The 25,638-nt window shown below is 73.5% G+C and carries 21 protein-coding genes and 2 pseudogenes; 17 read left to right on the top strand and 6 right to left on the bottom strand.

Annotated features, from left to right (window positions below; genetic code table 11):
• Nucleotides 1–9: 9 nt before the first annotated feature.
• Nucleotides 10–840, bottom strand: coding sequence for a hypothetical protein (locus ACFW6A_RS20900; RefSeq protein WP_386480863.1), 831 nt, complete (start codon nt 838–840; stop codon nt 10–12).
• On the bottom strand, nt 837–1,310 hold the full coding sequence (locus tag ACFW6A_RS20895; RefSeq protein ID WP_351843079.1) for a GreA/GreB family elongation factor: 474 nt from the start codon (nt 1,308–1,310) through the stop codon (nt 837–839). Before ACFW6A_RS20895 ends, ACFW6A_RS20900 begins: the two co-directional genes overlap by 4 nt.
• Nucleotides 1,311–1,524: 214 nt before the next feature.
• Here ACFW6A_RS20895 and ACFW6A_RS20890 point away from each other — a divergent pair, with 214 nt between their 5' ends.
• From ACFW6A_RS20890 to ACFW6A_RS20850, 9 genes are all read left to right on the top strand, one after another.
• Nucleotides 1,525–3,090, top strand: coding sequence for a hypothetical protein (locus ACFW6A_RS20890; RefSeq protein ID WP_386641895.1), 1,566 nt, complete (start codon nt 1,525–1,527; stop codon nt 3,088–3,090).
• Nucleotides 3,091–3,359: 269 nt separating this feature from the next.
• Nucleotides 3,360–4,667, top strand: a complete 1,308-nt coding sequence (locus ACFW6A_RS20885) for an AAA family ATPase (protein ID WP_386641892.1) — start codon at nt 3,360–3,362, stop codon at nt 4,665–4,667.
• Nucleotides 4,664–5,929: a VWA-like domain-containing protein gene (locus tag ACFW6A_RS20880; protein WP_386641889.1), complete on the top strand. Its 1,266-nt coding sequence runs from the start codon at nt 4,664–4,666 to the stop codon at nt 5,927–5,929. The genes ACFW6A_RS20885 and ACFW6A_RS20880 overlap by 4 nt, the downstream gene beginning before the upstream one ends.
• A gap of 99 nt (nt 5,930–6,028) precedes the next feature.
• The gene (locus ACFW6A_RS20875) at nt 6,029–6,925 is read left to right on the top strand and encodes an oxygenase MpaB family protein (RefSeq protein ID WP_386641886.1); all 897 of its coding nucleotides are present in this window, start codon (nt 6,029–6,031) and stop codon (nt 6,923–6,925) included.
• Nucleotides 6,907–9,186, top strand: a complete 2,280-nt coding sequence (locus ACFW6A_RS20870) for a tetratricopeptide repeat protein (protein ID WP_386641882.1) — start codon at nt 6,907–6,909, stop codon at nt 9,184–9,186. Before ACFW6A_RS20875 ends, ACFW6A_RS20870 begins: the two co-directional genes overlap by 19 nt.
• 33 nt (nt 9,187–9,219) lie before the next feature.
• Complete coding sequence (locus ACFW6A_RS20865; RefSeq protein WP_386641879.1) at nt 9,220–9,990, top strand: 4'-phosphopantetheinyl transferase family protein; 771 nt, start codon at nt 9,220–9,222, stop codon at nt 9,988–9,990.
• 162 nt (nt 9,991–10,152) lie between these two features.
• Entirely contained in the window at nt 10,153–11,187 is a 1,035-nt protein-coding gene (gene tdh, locus ACFW6A_RS20860) for an L-threonine 3-dehydrogenase (RefSeq protein WP_351843260.1), read from the top strand.
• A 3-nt stretch (nt 11,188–11,190) separates the two neighbouring features.
• Complete coding sequence (locus ACFW6A_RS20855) at nt 11,191–12,390, top strand: glycine C-acetyltransferase (RefSeq protein WP_351843093.1); 1,200 nt, start codon at nt 11,191–11,193, stop codon at nt 12,388–12,390.
• A 112-nt stretch (nt 12,391–12,502) separates the two neighbouring features.
• A complete protein-coding gene (locus tag ACFW6A_RS20850) occupies nt 12,503–13,420 on the top strand; it encodes a LysR family transcriptional regulator (protein ID WP_351843095.1) in 918 nt (305 codons plus the stop codon).
• 34 nt (nt 13,421–13,454) lie between these two features.
• Here the strand turns inward: ACFW6A_RS20850 and ACFW6A_RS20845 are convergent, their stop codons facing one another.
• Nucleotides 13,455–15,302 carry a serine hydrolase domain-containing protein gene (locus tag ACFW6A_RS20845; RefSeq protein ID WP_386642028.1) on the bottom strand — a complete coding sequence of 616 codons (1,848 nt, stop codon included), beginning with the start codon at nt 15,300–15,302 and terminating at the stop codon, nt 13,455–13,457.
• Nucleotides 15,303–15,675: 373 nt separating this feature from the next.
• On the opposite strand from ACFW6A_RS20845, the gene ACFW6A_RS20840 reads away from it, so the two are divergent.
• The 3 genes from ACFW6A_RS20840 to ACFW6A_RS20830 all read left to right on the top strand — a co-directional run bounded on the left by ACFW6A_RS20840 (nt 15,676) and on the right by ACFW6A_RS20830 (nt 19,105).
• Complete coding sequence (locus ACFW6A_RS20840; protein ID WP_386641875.1) at nt 15,676–16,785, top strand: NAD(P)H-dependent flavin oxidoreductase; 1,110 nt, start codon at nt 15,676–15,678, stop codon at nt 16,783–16,785.
• Nucleotides 16,782–18,335: an acyl-CoA synthetase gene (locus ACFW6A_RS20835; protein ID WP_386641872.1), complete on the top strand. Its 1,554-nt coding sequence runs from the start codon at nt 16,782–16,784 to the stop codon at nt 18,333–18,335. Before ACFW6A_RS20840 ends, ACFW6A_RS20835 begins: the two co-directional genes overlap by 4 nt.
• A gap of 236 nt (nt 18,336–18,571) precedes the next feature.
• On the top strand, nt 18,572–19,105 hold the full coding sequence (locus tag ACFW6A_RS20830; RefSeq protein ID WP_386480658.1) for an Imm21 family immunity protein: 534 nt from the start codon (nt 18,572–18,574) through the stop codon (nt 19,103–19,105).
• A gap of 26 nt (nt 19,106–19,131) precedes the next feature.
• On the opposite strand, the pseudogene ACFW6A_RS20825 reads toward ACFW6A_RS20830, so the two are convergent.
• The 3 genes and pseudogenes from ACFW6A_RS20825 to ACFW6A_RS20815 form a co-directional block, all read right to left on the bottom strand.
• Nucleotides 19,132–19,901, bottom strand: a pseudogene (locus ACFW6A_RS20825) (transposase).
• Nucleotides 19,902–19,977: 76 nt separating this feature from the next.
• The gene (locus tag ACFW6A_RS20820; RefSeq protein WP_386480661.1) at nt 19,978–20,538 is read right to left on the bottom strand and encodes an SUKH-4 family immunity protein; all 561 of its coding nucleotides are present in this window, start codon (nt 20,536–20,538) and stop codon (nt 19,978–19,980) included.
• Nucleotides 20,539–20,683: 145 nt separating this feature from the next.
• Complete coding sequence (locus tag ACFW6A_RS20815) at nt 20,684–21,496, bottom strand: hypothetical protein (RefSeq protein WP_386641870.1); 813 nt, start codon at nt 21,494–21,496, stop codon at nt 20,684–20,686.
• A 541-nt stretch (nt 21,497–22,037) separates the two neighbouring features.
• On the opposite strand from ACFW6A_RS20815, the gene ACFW6A_RS20810 reads away from it, so the two are divergent.
• The 5 genes and pseudogenes from ACFW6A_RS20810 (at nt 22,038) to ACFW6A_RS20790 (ending at nt 25,494) form a co-directional block, all read left to right on the top strand.
• On the top strand, nt 22,038–22,283 hold the full coding sequence (locus tag ACFW6A_RS20810) for a hypothetical protein (protein ID WP_386641867.1): 246 nt from the start codon (nt 22,038–22,040) through the stop codon (nt 22,281–22,283).
• Nucleotides 22,280–22,411 (top strand): annotated as a pseudogene (locus ACFW6A_RS20805) (IS5/IS1182 family transposase); the annotation flags it as partial. The gene ACFW6A_RS20810 and the pseudogene ACFW6A_RS20805, both read left to right, overlap by 4 nt.
• A 318-nt stretch (nt 22,412–22,729) precedes the next feature.
• Nucleotides 22,730–23,164 carry a hypothetical protein gene (locus ACFW6A_RS20800; protein ID WP_386642025.1) on the top strand — a complete coding sequence of 145 codons (435 nt, stop codon included), beginning with the start codon at nt 22,730–22,732 and terminating at the stop codon, nt 23,162–23,164.
• A 622-nt stretch (nt 23,165–23,786) separates the two neighbouring features.
• On the top strand, nt 23,787–25,025 hold the full coding sequence (locus ACFW6A_RS20795) for an IS110 family transposase (protein WP_386642022.1): 1,239 nt from the start codon (nt 23,787–23,789) through the stop codon (nt 25,023–25,025).
• 58 nt (nt 25,026–25,083) lie between these two features.
• The gene (locus tag ACFW6A_RS20790) at nt 25,084–25,494 is read left to right on the top strand and encodes a hypothetical protein (protein ID WP_386641864.1); all 411 of its coding nucleotides are present in this window, start codon (nt 25,084–25,086) and stop codon (nt 25,492–25,494) included.
• The last annotated feature ends 144 nt before the right edge of the window (nt 25,495–25,638 follow it).

Genomic DNA, 25,638 nt, shown 5'->3' with positions numbered 1-25,638 from the left:
CGCGCGTGCCTACGACCGCCACCAGGGCTCCCGTACGAAACGGCTCTCGGTGGCGGTGCAGCCCAGCCCGTTGGAGATCTCCTCGGCCTCCAGGTTCCAGCCCACCACCCCGTTGCCCTTGCGGCTCAGCTCGATCAGCCGCGCGTCGGCGGTGCGGGTCCCGTCGGTGACCCGGCAGGCCACGATCGAGGTCCACGCCTGCCCGTCGAGCGCCGAGACGAGGAAGAGCGACGGCAGGACCACGACCGTGAGGAGCAGGGCCACCCACTGCTCCGCGCCCGCCGCCCGGCGCAGCCACGGCGGCGGGCGGTACTCCGGGTCGTGCGGGTCGTCGTGCGCGGTGCCGTGCGCGCGGTGCGGCCGGCGCCGCCCCGTCCGGTACTCCACGACCACGCCCTTGCGGAGCGCGTACGCGGCGAGCGCCGTGCCCAGGCCCCACCAGGGCCCGAACAGGCAGGCGTCGATGACGCCGACCGCCAGCGGGTTCAGGACGGTGACCCCGACCCTGCGCAGGTGCGCGAGCGTTCCCCGGCCCGCGGGGACGGCGCCGCGCGCCGCGAAGAGGGCGAAGGCGACGCGGGAGACCACCACGGCGAGGACCGAGCCGAGCAGCGGATCGGTGATCACCATGCCGAGCAGCACGTCGGGCCAGTTCGCCGGCTCCATGCCGACGAACACGTCCCGCACCGCGTCCCCGCCGCCCACCGTGTACGCCACCTTGGCCACCGGCACGGCGAGCGCCAGCGCGAGGAGGACGGTGTGCCCGGGACCGCCCTTGCGGTCGGCCCGGCGCTCCTCCTCCAGGTCCCGGTCGGCGCGGGCGTCGGCCGCCCCGGTCAGGAGCCGCCGCCCGCGCCCACCGAGAGGACGACGGCGGTGGTCCGGCCGAGGGGCGTCGCGTACGCGACGCTGTCGCCGGCCGCGTGCCCGAGCAGCGCCCGGCCGAGCGGGCTGTCGGTGGTCACCAGGGCCGGATCGTCCGCGTCGGCCAGCTCGCCGATGTGCAGGGTCGACTCCGTGCCGTCGCCGAACCGCACGGCCACCGTGCTGCCCACGCCGATCGTCCCCTCCGACGGCGGCCCGGCGTCCGACGCCTCCCGCAGCCGCCCCTCGATCTCCTCGATCCGCGCGTCCAGCCGGTCCGCCTCCGTGGCCCGCTGCAACTCGTCGGCCTGGTCGGCCCGGTCGCCCGGCTCGTCGGCGTCGCCGAGCGTCGCGGCGACGTTCGCCCGCTCGGTGCGCAGCTCGGACAGTTCGCGGTTCAGCGCCGCGCGGGCGGCCTCGCTCATGGGCTCCGGTCCAGCGGTCATGACTGCTCCCGTCGTGCGGTGGCGGAGACGAAGGACGACGCTCACCATTCCGACATCACCGGAAAAGCCCGTCAAATCGCACGGAACGTTCGCGGGCCCGCAGGGGCCCCGGGAAAACCCCTGGCGCCCCCGGGACCGGGAGCGTTAGCGTGACCGCGATGATCACTCACTCCTCACGCCGATGGGGGGTCCTCACCACGCACGGAGCGTCCTGATGGACACCGTGCGGGAGGACACCCGCCTTTCCCTCTGGCGGCGCGTGCGCGCCTACGCCGTGCCGCCCACCACGATCGAGACCGCCACCGCCCGCCGCCTCGCCGGCGACTGGGCCGGCGCGTGCGCCGCCGCGGGCGTCGACCTCGACCTGACACCCAGGGCCCTGGCCCGGACCCACGGCACCGAACTGGCCGCACGCGTCCGCGCCGACCTCCGCCGGCTCGCCCCCGACCTGCTCCGCTGGCACCTGCCCAGAACCGCCCCGGACGGCCTGCTCCGCCCCGGGACCACCCTCACCCTGGCCGTCTACGCCGACCACGAGGAACCCGGCGGGCACCGCGCGCGCCCGGTCCACCTCGTGGCCCGCACCGCGCCCGCCTGGGCCGACGCCGGACAGCGGATCTCCCTCGCCCTCTGGGACGGCCCGCCCGCCGGCCCGCGGCCGCGCCGGCGGAGCCCGGACGACCCCGCCGGCCCGGAGCCGCGCCGGCGGAGCCCGTACGACCCGGCCGACACCGCACCGTGCCGGTGGAGCGCACACGATCCCGCCGCCGCGCACCCCCACCCGCACCCCGGCCCCCGCTTCCGGCTCGACCTCCACCGGCACCTGTGGGACGCCACCCGCGCGGGCGAACTCCGCACCCGGTCCGGCGCGGACCTGCTCCCCGCCCTCCCGGCCTCGCCCGGCGACCCGCCGGGCCCCGGCTGGGCCGTGCACCGCTGGGCGGCCGAGGCCCGCCTCCTGCTCGCCGCCGACGGCCGGACCACCGGCCCCGTCCTCGTACGCCTCGGGGCCCGGCACCGGATCCTGCTCACGCCCGAGCCGGACGGCACCGCCCGCACCGAACCCGCGCCGCAGGGCCGGGAACGGCACGGCCCCGGGGGCGACGGGGCGGCCCGCCGGGCGGCCGTGCTCCCCGACGCGGCCGTCTGGACCCCGCCCGACCTCGCCCTGCTCCGCGCCGGCCTGCTCACCCCGGGCGACCTGCACCCGCTCGTCGCGGAGGCGCTGGCCCCCGGCCACGGGACCGGCCGCCGGACGGGCGCCGAGGACGGGCGGCGGCTCGTGGAGTGCCGGGGGAGCCGGCACCGCATCGGTCTCGTCGACGGCGTCCTCGTCCCCCTCGACCACGACCCGGCCGAACTCCGCCGCGAGGAACTCCTCGTCGCCCTCGGCGGGACGCCCCTGCCCTGCCTGCGGGCGATCGACACGGCCCACCGCAGGCCCGACAGCCTCACCGGCATCCGCGAACGCCTCGCCCACGGCGACACGGCCGGCGCGCTCGCCGCCGTCGAGGCCCTCCTCGGCCCCGGCGCCGCCCTGCGCGACGGACCCCTGCGCGAGGCCCTCGAACGGGCCGCCGAACGGAAGGTCCTGCACGGCCTCTACCGCACCGGCCTGCGCGCCACCGGCCCCGCCGACGTCGCCGAACCGCCGCCCGCACCCCGCCCCGACCCGGACCGGGGCCCGCTCCGGCGCTCCCGCGGCACCCGGCCCGGCGCCCGGGAGGCCCGCCGGGCCCTCTCCCACCGCGACCACCCGCGCCACGCCCTCGCCCGCTGACCGCCGAGCCCGCCGCACCTGCCGTACCCGACGCGTCCTCCATGCCTGCCGTACCCGACGCGTCCTCCGTACCTGCGGTACCCGACGCGTCCTCCGTACCTGCCGTACCCGGCGGGCCGCAGTACCCGACATACCCGGCGTACCCGCCGCACCTCCCGTACCGCCGTACTCGCCGCACCACCGCACCCGTCCACCGACGGCCCCCGCTCCGCACGCCTCCTTCCGCCGCCGTGCCCCGGCACGCCCGCACCCACCCCAGGTGATGACCCATGCGCATCCAGGACACCCGTCCCGGCCACCCCGTCCACGCCACTCGCCCCGCGCCGAACCCCGCCCCGGCCGACCCCACGCCCCGCCCCGCCCCGGCCGAGTCCGCTCCGCTCGACCCCACTCCGCTCGACGTCGCGGCCGATCTGCTCGCCCTCCTCGGCGACACCCGCACCGAGCCCCGCGCCGACGACCAGCTGGAGGCGCTGACCCTGACGGTCGCCGCCGACCTGCCCGTGCTCCTGTGGGGCGAGCCCGGCATCGGCAAGACGGCGGCCCTGACCCGGCTCGCCGAGGAGCTCGACCTGCCGCTCACCACCGTCATCGCCAGCGTCCACGAACCCACCGACTTCTCCGGCCTGCCCGTCCTCGGCGACGACCCGGCCGTACGGGGCGTGGCGATGGCCCCGCCCGACTGGGCCGTCCGGCTCGTCCGCGAGGGCCGCGGCCTGCTCTTCCTCGACGAGCTGTCCACCGCCCCGCCCGCCGTCCAGGCCGCCCTCCTCAGGCTCGTCCTGGAGCGCCGGGTCGGCGCCCTCACGCTCCCGCCCGGCGTGCGCATCGTGGCCGCCGCCAACCCCCGCGCCTCGGCCGCCGACGGCTGGGAGCTGAGCGCCCCGCTCGCCAACCGCTTCGTCCACCTGCGCTGGACCCACGAACACGAGGTCGTCGTCCGGGGCCTCGGCGGCACCTGGCCCCGCGTCACCCTGCCCCGGCTCGCCCCGGAGCGGCTGCCCGAAGCCGTGGCACACGCCCGCCGGGCGGTCTGCGGACTGCTCGGCGGCCGCCCGACGCTGGTCCACCGGCTGCCGGGGGAGGAGACCCGCCGGGGCGGCCCCTGGCCGTCGCCCCGCAGCTGGGACATGACGCTGCGGCTGATCGCCTTCGCCACCGTCGCCGGCTCCTCCCGCGACGTCCTCTCCCTCCTGGTCCGCGGCACCGTCGGCGACGGCCCCGGCTTCGAACTCCTCGCCTGGCTCGACCGGATGGACCTCCCCGACCCCGAGGACCTCCTCGCCGACCCGGCCGGCGCCCCGCTCCCCGAGCGCGGCGACCGGCGCCAGGCCGCCCTCGAAGGCGTCGTGGCCGCCGTCCGCGAACACCCCGACCGCGACCGCTGGGACGCCGCCTGGGCCCTGCTCGCCCGCGCCGCCGAGACCGGCCCCCCGGACCTCGTCGTCGTGCCCGCCACCACGCTCGCCGCGCTCCGCCGCGACGACTGGGACGTCCCCGCCGCCATCGACCGCCTCGCCGGAGCCGTCGACCTCTCCCGGCGCGCGGTCCGCCACGCCGCCCGGGGACGCCGGTGAACGCCCCCGCCGCCCCCGCGGGCCCGGTCCCGGCCGAGGAGGCCCTGGACCACGACAAGCTGTACGCCGCCCGCCTCTACGCCGTCCGCGTCCGCCCCTACCTGGCCACCGCCCTCTTCGCCCTCCGCGTGGTGCCCTCCCGGTCCGTCCCCACCATGGGGGTCGACCGCCACTGGCGGATGTACGTCTCCCCGGCCTTCGTCGACCGGACGCCGCTGCGCGAACTCGCCGGCGTCTGGGTCCACGAGGCCGCCCACCTGCTCCGCGACCACCACGGCCGGGGCGACCGCCTCGCCCGCGACCTCGGCCTCGACGGCGAGGCCGACCGGCACCGGATGAACATCGCGGGCGACTTCGAGATCAACGACGACGTCTACGGCGACGGCCTCCCGCGCCCCGTCGGCGCCCTCCGCCCCGAGATGCTGGAACTGGCCCCCGGGCTGCTCATGGAGGACTACGTCCGGGCCGTACGGATCACGCCGAGCAGCCCGGGGATGGCCTGGCTCGACTGCGGCAGCGGCGCCGACGGCCTGGCCCGCGCCTGGGAGCTGGGTCCCGACGGCGCCGACGGCCTCACCCCGCAGGAACACGCGGCCGTCGTGTACCGCGTCGCCCAGGGCATCAAGGGCCGCCCCGGCTCCGCCCCCGCGGCTTGGGAACGCTGGGCCGAAGAGGTCTGCCACCCGCCCCAGCCCTGGCGCGAACTCCTCGGCGCGGCCCTCGGCGCCGCCGTCGCGGCCGGCACCGGCGGCGCCCACACCTACCGCCGTCCCTCCCGCCGCGCCACCGCCCTCCCGGGCGCCGTCCTGCCCGGGCTCCGTCGCACCCCGCCCCCGGTCGCCGTCGTCATCGACACCTCGGGCTCCGTCTCCGACGCCGAACTCGGCAGCGCCCTCCTGGAGGTCGCCGCGCTCGCCCGCGCCCTCGGAGGCCGCCGAGACCTCGTCTCCGTCATCGCCTGCGACGCCGCCGCCCACTCCGCCCAGCGGCTCTGCGACGGCGCCGGCGTCCCCCTCCTCGGAGGCGGCGGCACCGACCTGCGCGCCGGCTTCGCCCGCGCGCTGCGCCTGAACCCCCGCCCCGACGTCCTCGTCGTCCTCACCGACGGCCAGACCCCCTGGCCCGAGGACGCCCCCTCCTGCCGCACCGTCGTCGGCCTCTTCCCCCGGCCGCCCGCCCACGACGACGAGGACGGGTCGGACGGGGAGGACGACTACCTGCCGCGGCCGCCGGAGTGGGCCCGGGTGGTGGAGATCGGATGAGCCCGTCGAACTCCTCGAACCCCGCGAGCCCGACGAGCCCGACGGGGTGGCTGGATCCGGTATCCAGCCTCCTGGATCCGGCCGCGTAGCCTGCATCCCATGAGGCAGGACGCCGACCCCGGGCTCTTCGGGCCCCGCTCCGTCACCTGGCAGCTGCACGGCGACCCGGTGATGTGGATCGCCGGGGTGCGGGCCCTGTACCTCCAGGCCCTGCACCCCGTCGCCGTGCGCGGAGTCATGATCAACAGCAGCTTCCGGGAGGACCCCTGGGGGCGGCTCCTGCGGACCGCGAGCTTCGTCGGCACGCTCAGCTACGGGACCCGGGAGGCCGCCGAGGCCGCGGGCGCCCGGGTCCGGCGGATCCACCGGCTGCTCGGGGTCGACGACCCCGCGCTCCTGCTCTGGGTGCACTGCGCCGAGATCGACTCGTACGTCTCCGTCGCCCGCCGCTCCGGACTGCCGCTGACCGGAGCGCCCGCCGACCGGTACGTGGACGAGCAGCGCACCTCCGCACGGCTCGTGGGGCTCGACCCGGCGGACGTCCCCGCCACCGAGGCGGGGCTCGCCGCCTACTTCGACTCGGTCCGGGGCGAACTCGCCGCCGGCGAGGACGCCCGTGCCGTCCTCGCCTTCCTGCGCAGACCGCCCGTCCCGCCCGCGCTGCTCGCCGGCCGCGCCCTGCTGTGGCGGCGCGTCAGCTCGCTGGCGTACGACACGCTGCCGGACTGGGCCCACGACCTGTACGGCCGCCCCGCCCCGCCCCCGGCCGCCGTCACCCGGCGCCTCGCCTCCACCGCCCGCCTGCTGCGCCGCGTCCCCGCGACGCTCCGCTGGCGCCTCCCGCCCCGCCACATCCTCCGCGCCGTGGACCGGCTCGGCCCGGACACCCGACCCGACCCGTACACACTGTCCGACCCTGCGGCCATACTGGACGGGCCGGAGAGCGTGCACGAGGACGACGGGGGCGACGGCGCACGATGGGGGACATCAGACTGATCCAGGGGCGCTACCGCCTGCACGAGGTCATCGGCCGCGGCGGGATGGGCGAGGTGTGGCGCTCCACGGACGAGGCACTGGGCCGCGGGGTCGCGGTCAAGTGCCTCAAACCGCTGGGCCCGCACCAGGACGCCGGGGTGCAGACCGTGGTCCGCGAGCGCTTCCGCCGCGAGGCCCGGGTCGCCGCCGCGCTCCAGCACCGGGGCATCACCGTCGTCCACGACTTCGGCGAGTACGAGGGCGTGCTCTTCCTCGTCATGGAGCTCCTGGAGGGCCAGAACCTCAGCCAGCTCCTCGCCGCCAACGCCCGCAGCCCGCTCCCCGTCCACGAGGTCGTCGACATCGCCGACCAGGTCGCCGACGCCCTCGAATACACCCACCGCATGGGCATCGTCCACCGCGACCTCAAGCCCGCCAACATCATGCGGCTGCGCGACGGCACCGTGAAGATCTGCGACTTCGGGATAGCGCGCCTCGGCGCCGACATGGGCTTCACCTCCCGGCTCACCGGCACCGGCATCGCCATGGGCACCCCCCACTACATGTCCCCCGAGCAGATCGGCGGCGGCGACATCGACCACCGCAGCGACCTGTACTCGCTCGGCTGCGTCCTGTACGAACTCGCCACCGGCGCACCGCCGTTCGACCTGGACGACTCCTGGGCGGTCCTCGTCGGCCACCGGGACACCGTGCCCAGCCCGCCGCGCGTCCTGCGCTCCGAACTGCCCGACTACTTCGACCGGCTCGTCGTCGACCTTCTCGCCAAGGTGCCCGACCAGCGCCCGCGCGACGCCTCCGACCTGCGCCGCCGCATCGTCACCGGACGCACCCTCGGCGGTGAGCCCCGCGTCCTGCCGCCGATCCCGTCCCGCCCGCCGCACCCCACCGACGGAGCCGGCGCCCTCCCCCCGCCGGAGTCCGGCCCCCCACCCGCGTGGGCCCGGGCCCTCACCGGCGGACCGCGCCCCGCCGCGCCCGGCGCGCCCCGCCCCGCCGGCCACGACCCCGCCGCGGCCGTCCTCACCACCGAGTGGACGACCGCCGGGGCGACCGCCGACGGCCCCGCCCGCCCCACCCGCCCCACGACGGACGCCACGCCCGAACTGCTCGCCGTGCTGGCCGCCCGCCACCGGGCCGGACTCGGCCTCGGACGGCTCGGCCGCTGGGCCGAGGCCGAGGACCTGCACCGCTCCGTCGCCGGCGACCGCGTCCGGGTCCTCGGCCCCGACCACCCCGACACCCTGGCCAGCGCCTACGAGGTCGCCTTCGCGCTGGGCCGCCTCGGCCGCGCGGCCGAGGCCCTGGAGGCGTTCGAGCGCGTCGCCGAGGCCCGCGCCCGGGTCCTCGGCCCGGAGCACCCCGACACCCTGGCCGCCCGCCAGGAGCGGGCCTTCACCCTCGGCCGGCTCGGCCGCCACGCCGAGGCGCACGACCTCTACGCCGACGTCCTCGCCGTCCGCGAGCGCACCGCGGGACCCGACCACCCCGACACCCTGCGCTGCCGCCACAACCTCGCGTACACCCTCGCCCGGCTCGGCCGCCTGGAGGAGTCGTACCGCACGGGCCTGGCCGTCGCCGACACCCGCACCCGGCTGCTCGGCGCCGACCACCCCGACACCCTCGTCACCCGCCACGAACTCGCCCACACCCTCGGCCGCCTGGGCCGCGTCGAGGAGGCCCTCGACCAGTACCGCGCGGTGGCCGAGGGGCGGGCCTCCTCGCTCGGCCCGGACCACCCGGACACCCTCGCCGCCCGCTACGAGACCAGTGCCTGCCTCGGCCGGCTCGGCCGGGCCGCCGACGCGCTCGCCGTCTGCCGGGACCTGGTCGCCGTCCGCACCCGCACCCAGGGTGCCGACGCCCCGGAGACGCTCCGCGTCCGGCACGCCCTCGCCCTCCACCTCGCCCGGCTCGGCCGCTGGCAGGAGTCGCTCGACACCGCCCAGGCCGTGCACGCCGCCCGCCGCCGGGTGCTGGGCCCCGACCACCCCGACACCCTGCGCAGCCGCCGCGAGGCCGCCGTCGTCCTCGGCCGGCTGGGCCGCTGGGACGAGGCCCTCGCCCCGCTGCGCTCCCTCGCGGAGGCCCGCGCCCGGACCCTCGGCCCCCTCCACCCGGACACCCTCTCCGCCCTCGCCGACCTCACCCACTGCCTCGACCGGCTCGGCCGCCACACCGAGGCCGACGCCGTCCGCCGGGGCGGCGCGGTGGTTCCCGGAGGCCCCGGCCCCGGCGGCCCGACCGCCCCCGGCGCGCCCTGAGTCCGCCCGGGCCGCGCTGATTTAATGACCGACGTGATCACCGACCGCCCCGGCGACCCCGCCCCCGAGTCCCGTACGCCCGCCGACGCCGCCCCCGGCCCCGACCGGGTCGACGTCGACCTGTGGCAGCTGCGGGTGGACCACCTCGCCGAGGACGACCTCGACCCCTCCGAGCTCGACGCAGAGGAGCGCGCCCGGCTCGCCGCCCCCCTCCGGGTCGCCGACCGGCTCCGGTACGGCATCGGCCACGTCGCCCTGCGCCGCCTCCTGGCCCCGCGCCTGGGCGTCGCGCCGGCCGAGATCGCGTACCGCCGCGAAGCCTGCCCCGGCTGCGGCGGCCCGCACGGCCGCCCCGCCGTCGACGGCCCGCCGGGAGCCCCGCACTTCTCCCTGTCGCACAGCGGCGACGTCGTCCTCATCGGCATCGCCGCCCGGCCCGTCGGCGTGGACGTCGAGAGCTTCCCCCAGGCCACCACCGTCCGCGAGGTCACCTCCGTCCTCCACCCGGCGGAGCAGGCCGAGATAGCCGGGGCCGGGCACGCGCCCGAGGCCTTCGCCCGCGTCTGGTGCCGCAAGGAGGCCTACCTCAAGGGCATCGGCATCGGCGTGGCCCGCTCCCTCGACAAGGACTACCTCGGCGAGCGCGACCCCTCCGCCCTCCCCGGCGGCTGGGACGTCCGGTGCGTGCCCACCGCCGACGGACACGCGGCGGCCGTCGCCGTCGAAGGCTCCATGGGACGCGTCCGTACGAGTTGGCTTCCGCCCGCCTTCGTGACCGCCGCGAGCGCCGGCGGACCCTTCTGAGCAGCGGCGACGCCCCGGCGTGAAGCTGAACTGCGAGCGCGCTTAAGAAAACCTCGATGGACCGCGGGCCCCCGGTACGGAAGATTCTTCCCCGAGGATCTTGGGCGCGTGCGCGTGCCCTGACCCGTACATCACAGGACACGCACGTCGGGAGCCGTGGCATTGAAGGCGTTGGTCAAGCTGAAGGCGGAGCCGGGACTCTGGCTCACGGACGTGCCCGAGCCGGAGACCGGTCCGGGGGACGTACTGATCAAGGTCAAGCGGACCGGGATCTGCGGCACCGACCTGCACATCCGGTCCTGGGACGGCTGGGCGCAGAAGACCATCGCGACCCCGATGACCATCGGCCACGAGTTCGTCGGCGAGGTCGTCTCCGTCGGGCGTGACGTCTCCGACATCGCCGTCGGCGACCTGGTCAGCGGCGAGGGCCACCTCGTCTGCGGCAAGTGCCGCAACTGCCTCGCCGGCCGCCGCCACCTCTGCCGCGCCACCGTCGGCCTCGGCGTCGGCCGCGACGGCGCCTTCGCCGAGTACGTGGCGCTGCCCGCCTCCAACGTGTGGGTGCACCGCGTCCCCGTCGACCTCGACGTCGCCGCGATCTTCGACCCCTTCGGCAACGCCGTCCACACCGCGCTCTCCTTCCCGCTCGTCGGCGAGGACGTGCTGGTCACCGGAGCAGGCCCGATCGGCATCATGGCCGCCGCCGTCGCCAAGCACGCCGGCGCCCGCAACGTCGTCATCACCGACGTCAGCGAGGAGCGCCTCGCCCTCGCCCGCAAGACCGGGGTCTCCCTCGCGCTCAACGTCGCGGAGGGGACCATCGCCGACGGCCAGCGCACCCTCGGGCTCAAGGAGGGCTTCGACGTCGGCCTGGAGATGTCCGGCAACCCGCACGCCGTGCGCGACATGATCGCCAACATGACCCACGGCGGAAAGATCGCCATGCTCGGCCTGCCGAGCGAGGACTTCGCCGTCGACTGGGCGAAGATCGTCACCTCGATGATCACCATCAAGGGCATCTACGGCCGCGAGATGTTCGAGACCTGGTACGCGATGTCCGTCCTCCTGGAGGGCGGGCTCGACCTCTCCCCGGTCATCACCGGCCGGTACGACTTCACCGACTACGAGGCCGCCTTCGACGACGCGGCCTCCGGCAAGAGCGGCAAGATCATCCTCGACTGGACTGCGGGAGCCTGACCCATGTTCGATTCCGTACGCGACGACATCCGCGCCACCCTCGACGAGATCCGGGCGGACGGCCTCTTCAAGCCCGAGCGCGTCATCGGCACCCCCCAGTCCGCGACCGTCGAGGTCACCGCCGGCGGACGCCCGGGCGAGGTGCTCAACTTCTGCGCCAACAACTACCTCGGCCTCGCCGACCACCCCGACGTCGTCGCCGCCGCCCACGAGGCCCTCGACCGCTGGGGCTACGGCATGGCCTCCGTCCGCTTCATCTGCGGCACGCAGGAGGTCCACAAGGAGCTGGAGGCGCGCCTGTCCTCCTTCCTCGGCCAGGAGGACACGATCCTCTACTCCTCCTGCTTCGACGCCAACGGCGGCGTCTTCGAGACCCTCCTCGGCGCCGAGGACGCGGTCGTCTCCGACGCCCTCAACCACGCCTCCATCATCGACGGCATCCGCCTCTCCAAGGCCCGCCGCTTCCGCTACGCCAACCGCGACATGGCCGACCTGGAGCAGCAGCTCAAGGAGGCCACCGAGGGCGGCGCCCGGCGCAAGCTGATCGTCACCGACGGCGTCTTCTCCATGGACGGCTACGTCGCCCCGCTCGCCGAGATCTGCGACCTGGCCGAGCGCTACGACGCCATGGTCATGGTCGACGACTCGCACGCCGTCGGCTTCGTCGGCGCCGGCGGCCGCGGCACCCCCGAGCTGCACGGCGTCATGGACCGCGTCGACATCATCACCGGCACCCTCGGCAAGGCCCTCGGCGGCGCCTCCGGCGGCTACGTCGCCGCCCGCGCCGAGATCGTCGCCCTGCTGCGCCAGCGCTCCCGCCCCTACCTCTTCTCCAACACCCTCGCCCCGGTCATCGCCGCCGCCTCCCTCAAGGTCCTCGACCTCCTGGAGTCCGCCGGCGACCTGCGGGACAAGCTCAACGCCAACACCGCGCTCTTCCGCAGCCGCATGACCGAGGAGGGCTTCGACATCCTCCCCGGCGACCACGCCATCGCCCCCGTCATGATCGGCGACGCCTCGGAGGCCGGGAAGATGGCCGAGCTGCTCCTGGAGCGCGGCGTCTACGTGATCGGCTTCTCCTACCCGGTCGTCCCCCAGGGCCAGGCCCGCATCCGCGTCCAGCTCTCGGCCGCGCACTCCACGGAGGACGTCAACCGCGCGGTGGAGGCGTTCGTGGCGGCGCGCGCGGAACTCCAGGGCTGAGCCACGGATCCGGGATCCGGGATCCGACCTTCCGGAACCGACCTCCCGGATCCTCTCTCCCAGGCCCCGGCCGTGGGCACGACCCCCACCCCCGGCCTGGGAGACTGGACGCATGATCGAAGCACGGCGGTTGCACATCCTCCGCGCGGTGGCCGACCACCGCACGGTGACGGCGGCGGCCGCCGCGCTGTACCTCACCCCCTCCGCCGTCTCGCAGCAGCTCGCCGCGCTGGAGCAGGAGACCGGCCACCGGCTGGTCGACCGCAGCGCCCGGGGCGCGCGGCTGACGCCCGCCGGGGAGATCCTCCTGAGCCACGCCAACGCCGTTCTCGCCCAGCTGGAGCGGGCGGAGGCGGAGCTGGCCGCGTACGGCTCCGGCGAGGCGGGCACCGTCACGGTCGCCGCATTCGCCACCGGCATCGGGCTGGTCGTGGCCCCGGCCATCGCGGCGCTGGCCGCGACGGCTCCGGGCATCCGGGTCAGGGTGCGGGACGCCGAGGGGGACGAGAGCCTGCTGATGGTGCTGGACCGGCAGGTGGACGTGGCCGTGGCCGTCGAGTACCGGGGCGCCCCGGGCGAGGACGACGACCGGCTCACCCGGGTCCCGCTCTACGCGGAGCCCTTCGACGCGGTGCTGCCGCCGGGCCACCCCCTCGCGGCGGGGGAGCGGGTCGCGCTCGCCGACCTGGCCAAGGACGCCTGGGTCGGCCAGTCCGCGGGCAACCCCTGCCATGACGTGACCGTGCTGGCCTGCGAGTACGCGGGGTTCGCCCCCCGCTTCGAGCACGTCTCGGACGACTTCAGGGCCGTCGTCGCGCTCGCCGCCGCCGGCGCCGGCGCGGCGCTCGTGCCCCGCTCGGCGCTGCGCGGCATGGACCTCACGGACGTCGCGATCCGCCCCGTCGAGGGCGTCGCGCCCACCCGCCGGGTCTTCGCGGCCGTCCGCCGGGGCGCCGAGGACCACCCGCTCATCTCCCCCGTCCTGGCCGCCCTCCGCACGGCGGCCGCCCCCGGCCCGGGCACGCCCTGACCCCTGCCGGCCCGCGCGGGCCGGTCCGCTCTCCTCAGTCGGCCGAGCGGTGCCATCCGGACGCCTCGATCCGGGAGGCGTCCGCCGGGCGGGACTCGTCGAAGAGGGGCCGGCCGGCGCCGTCCAGGAGCCGGATCGCGGTCACGTACGCCCCCCGTCCGACGGCGGGGGAGGCGGTGGCGTACCGGAAGCGGAGCCGGAGGGGCGCGGCGGGCGGGAGGTCGGCGGTGAGGCGGTGCCAGCGGCGGCCGGACCAGCCGGTGGCGGCGCCGTCCGGGTGGGGGAGCGCCTCCGCCGGGTGGTCGAGGGGCGCCGTGCGGAAGGGGACGGGCCGCGGGCCGGAGGCGGACGCGGCCTCCAGGACGAGGCGGTCGGCGTCCGGAGCGGTGTCCCACCACAGGAGGCAGGTGAGGCGGGCCGCGCCCGGCCCCGTCGCGGGGAGGGCGAGGACGGCGCCGTCGGGGGCCTCCATGCCGGAGAACCAGGCCGTGGGGCCCGTACCGGCCGGAGGGCGTACCGGGATCGCCCGGGCCAGGCGGCGGGCGGCGGCCACGCGGGGGGCCGAGCCGGAGCGCCAGGTGCGGACGGGGTGCACCGCGTTGGCGAGGAGGATCAGGAACGCGTCGGCCTCCGGGTCGAGGACCAGGCTGGTGCCGGTGAAACCGGTGTGCCCCGCGGTGCGCGGCCCGGACAGGGCGCCCATGTACCAGCGCTGGTCGAGTTCGAAGCCGAGGCCGTGGGCGTGGCCGGGGAAGTCCTGGTTGACATCGGTGAGGAGGAGGCGCACCGACTCGGGGGAGAGGACGCGCACGGAGCCGTACGCGCCGCCGTCGAGGAGGGTGCGGGCCAGGACGGCGAGGTCGCGGGCGCGGGAGAAGACGCCGGCGTGACCGGCGACGCCGCCCATCGCGTAGGCGTTCTCGTCGTGGACCTCGCCCCGCACCATGCCCCGGTCGAGCCGGGCCCACGGCCGGCGCGCGTCCTCGGTGGCCGCGGTCTCCGCCCGCCACGAGGGGGGCGGGACGAAGCGCGTGCGGCGCATCCCGAGCGGGGCGGTGATCTCCTCGCGGAGCAGCACCTCCAGACCGCGACCGGTGATCCGCTCCAGGAGCAGCTGCAGCGCGATCAGGTTGAGGTCCGAGTAGCGGTACGCCGTCCCCGGCGGGTCGACCGGCGCGTCCTCCCACAGCATCCGCAGCCGCGCCTCCCGGTCCGGCGCCCCGTACAGCGGCAGTTCCGCCCGTAGGCCCGAGGTGTGCGCGAGCAGCTGCCGGACCGTGATCCCCGCCTTCCCCGCCCGGCCGAACTCCGGCAGGTACGCCGCGACCCGCTCCCCGAGCTCCAGCGCGCCGCGCTCGACCTGCCGCACGGCCAGCAGGGAGGTGAAGAGCTTGGTCAGCGAGGCCACGTCGAAGACGGTGTCCGGGGTCATCGGGACCCGCAGCTCCGGCGCCGCCTCGACCGCCGTGTCGTGCGCCTCGTCGTACGCGGCCCAGCGCGCCGCCCACCCCACCGCCCGGTGCAGCGCCACCGTCCGGCCCCGCCCCGCGAGCAGCACGGCCCCCGCGCACCAGGGACGCACCGGCGAGGGCCCGAGGAACCGGCTCACGTCCGCGACCATCCCCTCCAGCTCCCGCCCGAGCAGCCCCGCCTCCGCCGCCGTCCCCCACCGAAGCACCGCGCCCCCGCTGGGTTCGCCGCCGCCGGGCGCGCCGCTGTGGGGCGTACCGTCGCCGGGCCTTCCGCTGCCGGGACCGGGCGTACCGTCGTCGGGCCTCCCGCCGCCGGGCCCGCCGTCGTCGGGCGTACCACCGTCCGGCCTCCCCCCACCCGGCCCGCACCCGTCGAGCCTCCCGTCCGGACCGCTCCCCGCCTCGCCCATCCGCCCGCCTTCCGTCGTCACGCCCGCCACCTCCGCCGCCACGCTCACCACGGCCGCCGTCGTACGCCCCCACCCTCCCCGACGCGCCCCCTCTCGGGCCGCAGCGGCCCGCCGCGGCCCGCCGCGAACCCCTCGCGCCCCGTCCCGCCGGCCTCCCCTCTTCCCCGCTCCTTTCCCGCACCCTTCACCGTCCCCACCACCCCCGCGCCACCACCCCCGCACCACCGCCCCCGAACCACCCCCACCGCCCCCGAACCGCCCCACCGCCCCCGAACCACCCCCACCGCCCCCGAACCGCCCCCTCACCAAAGAATCTGACGCTCCATCAGAAAACCTCTTCCCTCCACCGCCCCGCTGCGGCATCCTGCCGCCCATGGAGACGGAGCTGAGTCGCACACTGGGGATCGAGCACGCCATCTTCGGCTTCACGCCCTTCCCCGCGGTCGCCGCCGCCCTCAGTCGGGCCGGCTGTTTCGGCGTGCTGGGCGCGGTCCGCTACACCGCGCCGGACGACCTCGCCCGCGACCTCGACTGGATGCAGGAGCACACCGACGGGCGGCCCTACGGCCTCGACGTCGTGATGCCCGCCAAGAAGGTCGAGGGCGTCAGCGAGGCCGAGGTCGAGGCCATGATCCCCGCCGGGCACCGCGAGTACGTCCGGTCGGTCCTGGCCAAGCACGGCGTGCCCGAACTCGCCGAGGGCGAGGCGTCGGGGTGGCGGATCACCGGCTGGATGGAGGAGGTCGCGCGCAACCAGCTCGACGTCGCCTTCGACTACCCCATCAAGCTCCTCGCCAACGCCCTCGGCTCCCCGCCGCCGGACGTCGTCGCCCGCGCGCACGAGCACGGGGTGCTCGTCGCCGCGCTCGCCGGCAGCGCCCGGCACGCCCGCCGGCACGCCGAGGCCGGCATCGACATCGTCGTCGCCCAGGGGTACGAGGCGGGCGGCCACACCGGTGAGATCGCCTCCATGGTGCTCACGCCCGAGGTCGTGGACGCCGTCTCCCCGCTGCCCGTGCTCGCCGCGGGCGGCATCGGCAGCGGCGAGCAGATCGCCGCCGGGCTCGCGCTCGGCGCCCAGGGCGTGTGGCTCGGTTCGATCTGGCTCACCACCACCGAGGCCGAACTCCACTCGCGCGCCCTCACCGCCAAGCTCCTCGCCGCCGGTTCCGGCGACACCGTCCGGTCCCGCGCGCTCACCGGCAAGCCCGCCCGGCAGCTGCGCACCGAGTGGACCGACGCCTGGGAGGACCCGGCCGGCCCGGGCCCGCTGCCGATGCCGCTCCAGGGGCTGCTGGTCGCCGAGGCGGTCTCCCGCATCCAGAAGTACGAGGTCGACCCGCTGCTCGGCACCCCGGTGGGGCAGATCGTCGGCCGGATGAACTCCGAGCGCGGCGTCCAGCAGGTCGTCGACGAGCTGACCCGGGGCTTCGAGAAGGCCGTCAACCGGATCAACCGGATCGCGGGAAGGAGCCGGTCATGAGCGACACGCCCCCCAACGGCTTCTGGGCCCAGGCGGCCGCCGACCCGGACCGCACGGCACTGGTGGCGCCCGACGGCGAGGAGTGGTCGGCCGGCCGGCTGCTCGCCGCCGCGAACCGCATGGTCCACGGGCTGCGCGCGGCGGGCCTGGAGCGCGGCGACGCCTTCGCGGTCGTCCTGCCCAACGGCGTCGAGTTCTTCACCGCCCATCTCGCCGCCACCCAGGCCGGTTTCTACCTCGTCCCGGTCAACCACCACTTCGTGGGCGCGGAGATCGCCTGGATCGTCGCCGACTCCGGCGCCAAGGTGCTCGTCGCCCACGAGCGCTTCGCCGCGGCGGCCGTCGCCGCCGCCGACGGCGCGGGCCTCGCACCGAGCCACCGGTACGCCGTCGGAGCGGTCCCCGGCTTCCGCCCGTACGCCGAACTCCTCGACGGGCAGCCGGAGTCGGCGCCCGACGGGCGGACGCTCGGCTGGGTCATGAACTACACCTCGGGCACCACCGGCCGCCCCCGGGGCATCCGCCGCCCGCTGCCCGGCCGCCTCCCCGAGGAGTCCCATCTCGGCGGCTTCCTCGGCATCTTCGGCATCCGCCCCTTCGACGGCAACGTCCACCTGGTCTGCTCCCCGCTGTACCACACGGCGGTCCTCCAGTTCGCGGCCGCCGCCCTGCACATCGGGCATCCGCTGGTCCTCATGGACAAGTGGACGCCCGAGGAGATGCTGCGGCTGATCGACGCGCACGCCTGCACCCACACCCACATGGTGCCCACCCAGTTCCACCGGCTCCTCGCCCTCCCCGAGGAGGTCCGCGCACGCTACGACGTGTCCTCGATGCGGCACGCCATCCACGGCGCCGCGCCCTGCCCCGAGCACGTCAAGCGAGCGATGATCGCCTGGTGGGGCGGGTGCGTGGAGGAGTACTACGCGGCCAGCGAGGGCGGCGGCGCGTTCGCCACGGCCGAGGAGTGGCTCAAGCGGCCCGGCACCGTCGGCAGGGCATGGCCGATCAGCGAACTCGCCGTCCTCGACGACGACGGCCACCGCCTCCCGCCCGGCGAACTGGGCACCGTCTACCTGAAGATGAACACCGGCGGCTTCCAGTACCACAAGGACGAGGCGAAGACGGCGAAGAGCCGGGTCGGCGACTTCTTCACCGTCGGCGACCTCGGCTACCTCGACGAGGACGGCTACCTCTACCTCCGCGACCGCAAGATCGACATGATCATCTCCGGTGGGGTCAACATCTACCCCGCCGAGATCGAGGCCGCCCTCCTCGCCCACCCCGCCGTCGCGGACGCCGCCGCCTTCGGGATCCCGCACGCCGACTGGGGCGAGGAGGTGAAGGCGGTCGTCGAGACCGCCGAGGGGTACGCGGAGGGGCCGGAGCTCGCCGAGGAGATCCTGGCCCACTGCGCGGACCACCTGGCCGCCTTCAAGCGCCCCAAGTCCCTCGACTTCACCCCGGTCATGCCCCGCGACCCCAACGGCAAGCTCTACAAGCGCCGCCTCCGCGACCCGTACTGGGAGGGCCACGAGCGCCCGCTGTGACGCCCCGCCGGCCCGCCACCCCTCAGGACCGGCAGCAGCCGCGCCTCCTCCGGCCTTGGTACTGGCGAGCTCGCCTATTCAACCGTCTCCAGTTCCCCGCGGAGTCCACCTCGCTAAAGGCTGTCCCGTAACTGCTGCATGAGTGTGATGGCGGTGTCAGGAGGTGAGGGCACACTGACTGCATGCTCACCTCTCCATCTATCGCAGATGATGCCTCTAGCCCCTCCCTTGTCTGGGTGGAGTCGATGGGCGGTCCTCTGATCGTCGTCCCCGTCTCCGCCCTGGCCTCCTGGGGCGGGTGCACGGAGGGTGGTCTTATGGCGGGAGACGCCACCACCCCGGACGACTACGACCGGGCCTGCGCGGTGGACGATCTGGCCGGTGTGATCCCTGTCGACGAGAACGGTGCGCAGGCACTGGTGCTGGCGGACGAGCCGGTGACCAGCTGCTACCTGCCCCAGCACCGAGCGTTCCTGCGGTGGCGAGCTGCTGACTCCGAGGCCGGACTGAGAGCCGCGGCGGACACCGTCCTTGCGGACCCGGCCACGGTGTGGGAGGAGTGCGGCACCTGGGCCTCGGACGGTCCGGCGGTGCTCATGGACTCTGCCGAAGCAGGTTCCGACCTGGGCGTCGAGTACCCCGACGGTGGGATGCCCGCTGAGGCGCCGGTCCCACTGCCGGCCGGCCGCTGGAGGGTCCTCGCCACGCAGACCAAGGTGGACGAGGAGAACTGGGTCGGCCTGGTCCGGCTCCTGCCCGCCGAATCCTGAACGGGCCGCGCTTCGGTCGGGTGTGGTCAGCCGCGGCGCGCAAGGTTGTGCGGATGCGCGATGCCGAGCATCGCGTGGTGCACGCCATCGCCCTTGAGTCGGTAGTCGCGCAGGATCTTCCAGGTCTTCATCCGGGCGAAGGCATGTTCGACCCGAGCGCGGACCTTGCGGTGGGAGGTGGTGTGTTCTTCCTTCCAGGCGGGCAGTTCGCTCTGTCCAGGGGCGCGGCGGTGCGGGATGACGAGCCCGGTACCTCGATAGCCGCCGTCGGCGATCACTATGGTGTTCCCGACGGCGGCCTTCGCCCCGGATAGCTCCCATGCCTTGCAGTCGTTGCGGTTGCCGGGCACGGGCCGGCCGACGGAGACGATAAGGCGTGAGTCTGCGTCGATGACGACCTGGTGGTTGGTCGAGTAGCGGTAGTTCTTGGACTGCTCGGCACGCTGTGGTCCCGTGTCGGCACCAGGGTGCCGTCCACGATCAGCACCGTGTCTCTGCGGAAGCGGCTCCGTGGCCGCAGCGCGCGCAGGGGTCCGAGCTGGCCCACGATCCGGCCCGCGGCCGACTTCGAGATCCCGAACAAGGGGGCCAGCTGCCGCAAGGTCAGGTTCGTCCGCCAGTAGGCGGCAACCAGTAGCACCCGGTCCTCCAGTGGCAGACTCCACGGACGACCCCTGCAGACAAGGGATGGTCCTCCACGTCGCAGCACGGTGATCAGTTTTCCGAACTGCTTCGGACTCAACCCGGAGTACGGCGCTATCCATGACGGCTCCGACGCCGTGATCACAGCCCCCACATGAAGATCATCTCAGTGGTGGTCCTGGCGTTCCTGCACGGTCCAGACCTACGGGCTCTGGACCTGCCGCCCGAGGTCAGTAGAGCCAGCGGTCCAGGTGCGCTGGCCAGAGAAACCCCTCGTAGCCGTTGAAGGCCGCCGGGTCGATCTCCTTCAGCTCCTCTGCCAGCCGGTTCAGCTCAGCAAAGGCCCGCTCTTCCTCCTCTTCGGAGAGGTACTCCTCTGGGCCGTCCGGCTCGCTGAGAAGCTCTGAAGCTGTGACCCGACTGCCGTAACAGTGGAGGACGTTGAGCCACGCGTTGACACTTGAGTTGGCGAACCATGCCTCCCCGTCCGGCATGACGAAGTAGACCGCCCCGGTTTCCGGCTCGACGCCGAACGATGACCTCTCGGCCTGATCGTCGGGGTCCGCCTGCTCGGTGAGACGGTAGAGCGGGCCTCGGGATGTGAGCAGGACCGGCTCAGCCTCGCTCTGCATCACGACCCGTTCGATGAGGCGCGGAGCCAGCGGGATGCCCACCTCGACGAGCTGCGCCTTCGCGAAGCCAGAGATCCGCCAGCCAGCCACACCGTCCCGTCCGGCTCGCGTGACATGCCCCAGACCGGCCCATTCGGTCAGCTGGTCGTACGTCGCCATCGAAGGACCCTCTTCCGTCAGCTGGGGTCCTGACCCTATCGAGCCGGCCTCAGTCACGGCACGACCGTACTTGCGGGACAGCCCTTGGTAATCGTGTGTGACCGCCGGAGACATACTGGCTCCGGCTGCCTCCGGCCTCCAATGGTCAAGCCATCTCGTCTGTCCATTTGGAACACGCCCGTGTGATCTTCCGTACCTTCGGTTCAGCTCCCCGCCACGCGGCACCATTCATGTCTCCGCTTCGAGCGGCTACACGGAGTTCCGCAACAGTCCTCTGATAGGCGAGGGAAGGGAGAATCGGTGTTCCGATCGCGCGATATCCGGTGTTCAGGCGCGTGTCGAGCGCGCGAGCAAGGTCATCGATATCTTCGAAGCATTTCTGCTTCAGCTCATCGATTCGCGGATCGGCCTCGTCGGAATCGCAGATTGCGTGGAGATGAGTGAAAGACCTGGCGACAGCAGAGCTCCGCTTGCTGATTTCACTGCAAAGCTTCCTGGTGCGGGCTGCCGACTTGTTGACCGCTACGAGGCCGGCAAGTGCAAGTGTCACTGCGATCGTGACCCGAGGTGCTGTTTGTAGGTCGGAGAGAATCCCAAGGATTACCCCTGCAAGCCCCAGGGCTGTCCCAAGGATTGCCGTACAGTGAAAGAAGACCTCGCTGGCGATATGGTAGTTCAGGTCGTCGAAGCCCCAGTCGGTGCGCGTTACTCTAGGACTAAGAAGGCGAATGGAGGCGGCAGAAAGGAGGAGCACTCCACTCATGAGAATTCTGCCTGCCCCTACAGACAGGGCCGCAGTGAGGGTAAGGAATATTAAAGCACCGGAGCGGAACGTCAGCCACTCTCGATCAAGAATGGCATGGATCCATGTTCCGGCATCCGACCTCATTCCGACGATCAGCTCTATTAGAAATGCAACAGCAGACATGGCGATAATCGCAGTTGCCAGTTGGTCCATCTGAAGTCTCCTTTAACCCGAGCTCTCTTTGCTTGGCGCGAGCACGGTCTGCATACCGCAGGGATTCCTTGGTTAAGCGGTAGTTGAGCAAGTTCAGAGGTACGCCAGCCTCGGTGCTGGTGGAATCGCCATCAGCTGTCGCCATTTCCTCGTGGAGCCCATCCTGCGGGTGACCGTGTGTGGTCGCCGGGGGCGTATCGGCTCCAGGTGCCTCCGGCCTCGGACATGAGGCGGGCCGTGGTGACCTGGTGGTAGCCGAGGGCATCGGCGACGACGGGGGCCTGCATCTCCAGGACTTGCTGGCGGATCGCCGCCGCCCGGTTGGCGGTCGCGGGGACACCAAGGCCGTTGGGCGGCTCGGCGAGAGCGAAGGGATGCAGCGGCTGGCCAGCGTGTCCGCCAGGGAACAGCCAGGAGGAGTCGCAGCTCGTCGCGGTGTTCATGTTGTCCCGGTTGTCGACCCAAGACGGAAGGAGTTCGGCAAACGGCGCGGGGACCGGGACGATGGCTCGCCGAACCACAGCAGGACTTGCTCGCTATCGTGGACTGCGTCGTCGATGGTCAGCCGGGCGACCCGGCCGCCGGGTTCGGCGTCGGGATCGCGACCGTCTACCGCTACATATGCGAAGCCGTCGAGGCCCTGGCACGCCTTGTCCCGTCCCTGGCCGAGGCGCTGCGGACGATCCGGGAGAAGGCGTTCGCCCTCCTCGACGCACCCTGCTGCCGATCGACCGCCTCGCCGCCGACATCCCCTATCGCTTCGGGACGCACAAGCGCCACGGCATGAACGTGCAGGTCCTCACCGATCCGTTCGGACGGCTGCTCCGGGCCTCGCCGGCTCTGCCCGGCTCGACTCACGATCTGACCGCCGCGCGACACCAGGGGATCGTCGAAGCCCTCGCCGAAGCAGGCCTCGGATGCCGGGCGGACAAGGCGTACCAAGCCGCCGGCAATCCCGCCCGCGTACCGCTTCGGGGCCGCGCCTCAAGCGGTGGAAGCGCCGCCACACCACCACCCACGCCGAGATCCGCTGTCTCGGCGAGCAGCCCATGGCCACCCTCGAAGGGTGGCGCCTCCTGCGGAAGCTCCGCTGCAGCACCACCCGCATCACAGCGATCGTCCAGGCCGTCCTCGTCCTTCACCACGCGACAGCGTGAAGTGGGAAAAGGCTCACCAAGGCTTGTCCCGTATAAGGCTGTGACCTGGGAGATCGGTCGGCGGTACTGTCGGCCGATGGAGCCTGACAAGTCGAACGAGTGCCCGCTTCATGATGCTGGGGTGAGCGCGCAGAGCATGGTGGGTCGCCGGCTCGTGGAGGTCGTCGGCTCGTGGCACATGTACGGCAGTGCTGCCCCCGCGGGACCGCTGGATGTGTGGCTGATCGATGACCGGGGTGCCGCCATCCACCTCACGACCGGATCGGATTGGTGTCTGATCATCGAGGCGTCGAAGCCGCACGCCGGCTACGACATGGGCGACTCGGGGCGCGTCAACGTGGGGACGATCGGTGAGGAGACGCCGTTCGCGGACCACGTCGGGGAGGACGTACTGGAGGCGCGGGAGGAATACGCGCGGAACACCGGGCGCGTCGCCTTGGAGCTCACATTCCCCACGGGTCGGGTCCGTTGTGAGAGCTGGGCTGGGGACCTCCGCTTGACCTCGGTGTGATGATCTTGGCGTGACTGGTGTGATCACGGCGTCAGAGTCGTCTTAATCCGTAGTTATGAGCGAACCGTAGGAGCGGGTGCTTCTCGGAGCGTTCGAGTACCAGACCGTGACATCCAGGTGCAGCCGGGCCTCACGGAGGCCTCAACGTAGATCGGTGCACGGGTCTGGTGCAGATTGTGGTGGCGGTCACGTGGGCGCCGGACGGATGCCTGATGTCTGCCTGGCGTCGACGCCTCGGGACAGACCGTGCGGCGTCCGGCGTCATCGTGGCCGCCACCACCATCGAGAGGTGTTGCTGCTCGTCGGCGCTGGACGGATGCCCAAAACTCACCCGGCATCGATGCCTATTAAGAGAGCGGCGGCGTCCAGGGCCGTCGCGCGTCAACACCTCTCGACCTGATCACTCGTTTGCGTTGGTGGTGCGAGCCCATCGCACGGTGACCTCTCGATACGCCCGAGCCGCCGAGCTCCCGCATAGACCGAGGCCCGTGAGGTGCGCTGGTGCCACGAACGGCTAGTGAGGTGGCGGCCCGACCGCACTGCGGTCGAGGCCTGGGATTAGGTCGCTGCGTGGCCCGCATGCGCTCGTGACCAGCGCAAACACCGGGCTCTGGGGAGGGGGATCTTGATCTACTGCGGAATCGACTGGGCGGAACGAACCCACGACGTCGCCCTGGTCGACGACACCGGCCAACTGCTCGCCAAGCGGCACATCACCGACGACGCGGCCGGCTACAAGATCCTGCTGGAACTGCTCGCCGAGTACGGCGACACCGAAGAGTCCCCGATCCCGGTCGCGATCGAGACCTCCCGCGGCCTGCTCGTCGCGGTCCTGCGGACCGGCACACGCAAGGTCTTCGCGATCAGCCCGATGGCCGCCGCCCGCTACCGCGACCGGCACTCCGTCTCCCGCAAGAAGTCCGACCCCGGCGACGCCCTCGCCCTCGCCAACATTCTCCGCACCGACATGCATGCCCACCGGCCCCTGCCCGACGACAGCGACCTCGGCCGCGCGATCACCGTCCTGGCCCGCGCCCAGCAGGACTCTCTCTGGAACCGGCAGCAGCTCGCCAACCAGCTCAGGTCCCTGCTGCGTGAGTACTACCCCGCCGCTTTGGCCGCCTTCGCCACCTGGACCAACGGCCTGTGCCGGCCCGAAGCGCGCGAACTCCTCAAGACCGCTCCGACCCCGGCCCGGGCCGCACGTTTGACCCGCATCCAGCTCCAAGCCGCCCTCAAGCGCGCCGACCGCCAGCGCGGCATCGAAGCCGAGGCCGAGCGCCTCCGCGAAGTCTTCCGTGCCGAATGGGCCCACCAGCCGCCGCTGGTCGAGGACGCGCTCGGCAAGCAGATGCTCGCCCTCCTCATCCAGCTGGACGCCGCCTGCACCGCCGCCGACAACCTCGCTGAAGCGGTCGAAGAGGCCTTCCCTCAGCACCCGGACGCCGGGATCCTGCTGAGCTTCCCCGGCCTCGGAATCCAGCTCGCCGCCCGCGTCCTGGCCGAGATCGGCGACGACCGCACCCGCTTCGCCGACGCCCGCGGCCTGAAGGCCTACGCCGGCTCCTCACCCATCACCCGCGCCTCCGGCAAGAAGTCTGCCATCACCAGACGCTGGGTGAAGAACGACCGGCTCAACCACGCCGGCTACCTCTGGGCCTTCGCCTCACTACGGGCATCCACCGGGGCCAACGCCCACTACCGGCGCCGCCGCGAACAAGGCGACTGGCACGCTGCTGCCCAGCGCAACCTCTTCAACCGCATGATCGGACAGCTCTACCACTGCCTCCAGCACCGCCGACGTTTCGACGAGTCAGTCGCCTTCCCGACAGGGGTCGAGGAGGCAGCGCACGCTGCATAGTCCTGGCCATTGGAAAAGGGCAAGGGAGCTATGGCTTGCGTGGCTAGGCTCCCGAGCCATGAGCAGCGACCAGTCCTCCATCTCAGGCCGCTTCGTCGGCGATTTCCGGGAACTCGGGCACGGCCGACGTGACGGGCCCTCGCTCCATGCTGCTGTACGTGACGAAGGAGACCCGGACGAGCAGTCCCTCGCGCGTTACCTGCGTGAAGGGGGAGTCCTTGCTGTCACCGGGACCAGGCTTTACGACATCCTCAGCCCGGAGCGCGAGCTGATCGGCGGACTGTCCTTGCTCACCGACGGCCAGTGGCTCTGGTACTCGGACCTCGCCCACTACGTCGAGCGCTACCACGTCACCCTGGACCAGCGATTCGTCCAGCACGCCCGAAGCCGGAACTGGAGCCCGCCGCAGCTGACCGACGATGAACTCGTCGAAATCGGAGACGCCCTGTTCGACGAAGACGAGGCCTGACCTCACCACTCGGGCAGCCTGACTTGACGGCGTAGCAACGTGAGGTGTCTGGATAGGCCCGTTCACGGGGCTCAGCCCGAGGCTGTTCCGGAAGCTGGTGACCATGCTGCGACACGAAGGGGCAGACGCGAACCGCAAGGGTCG

This window comes from Streptomyces sp. NPDC058758, assembly GCF_042746075.1.
Taxonomy (GTDB): Bacteria; Actinomycetota; Actinomycetes; order Streptomycetales; family Streptomycetaceae; genus Streptomyces.
This window is presented reverse-complemented; position numbering and strand designations above follow the sequence as displayed.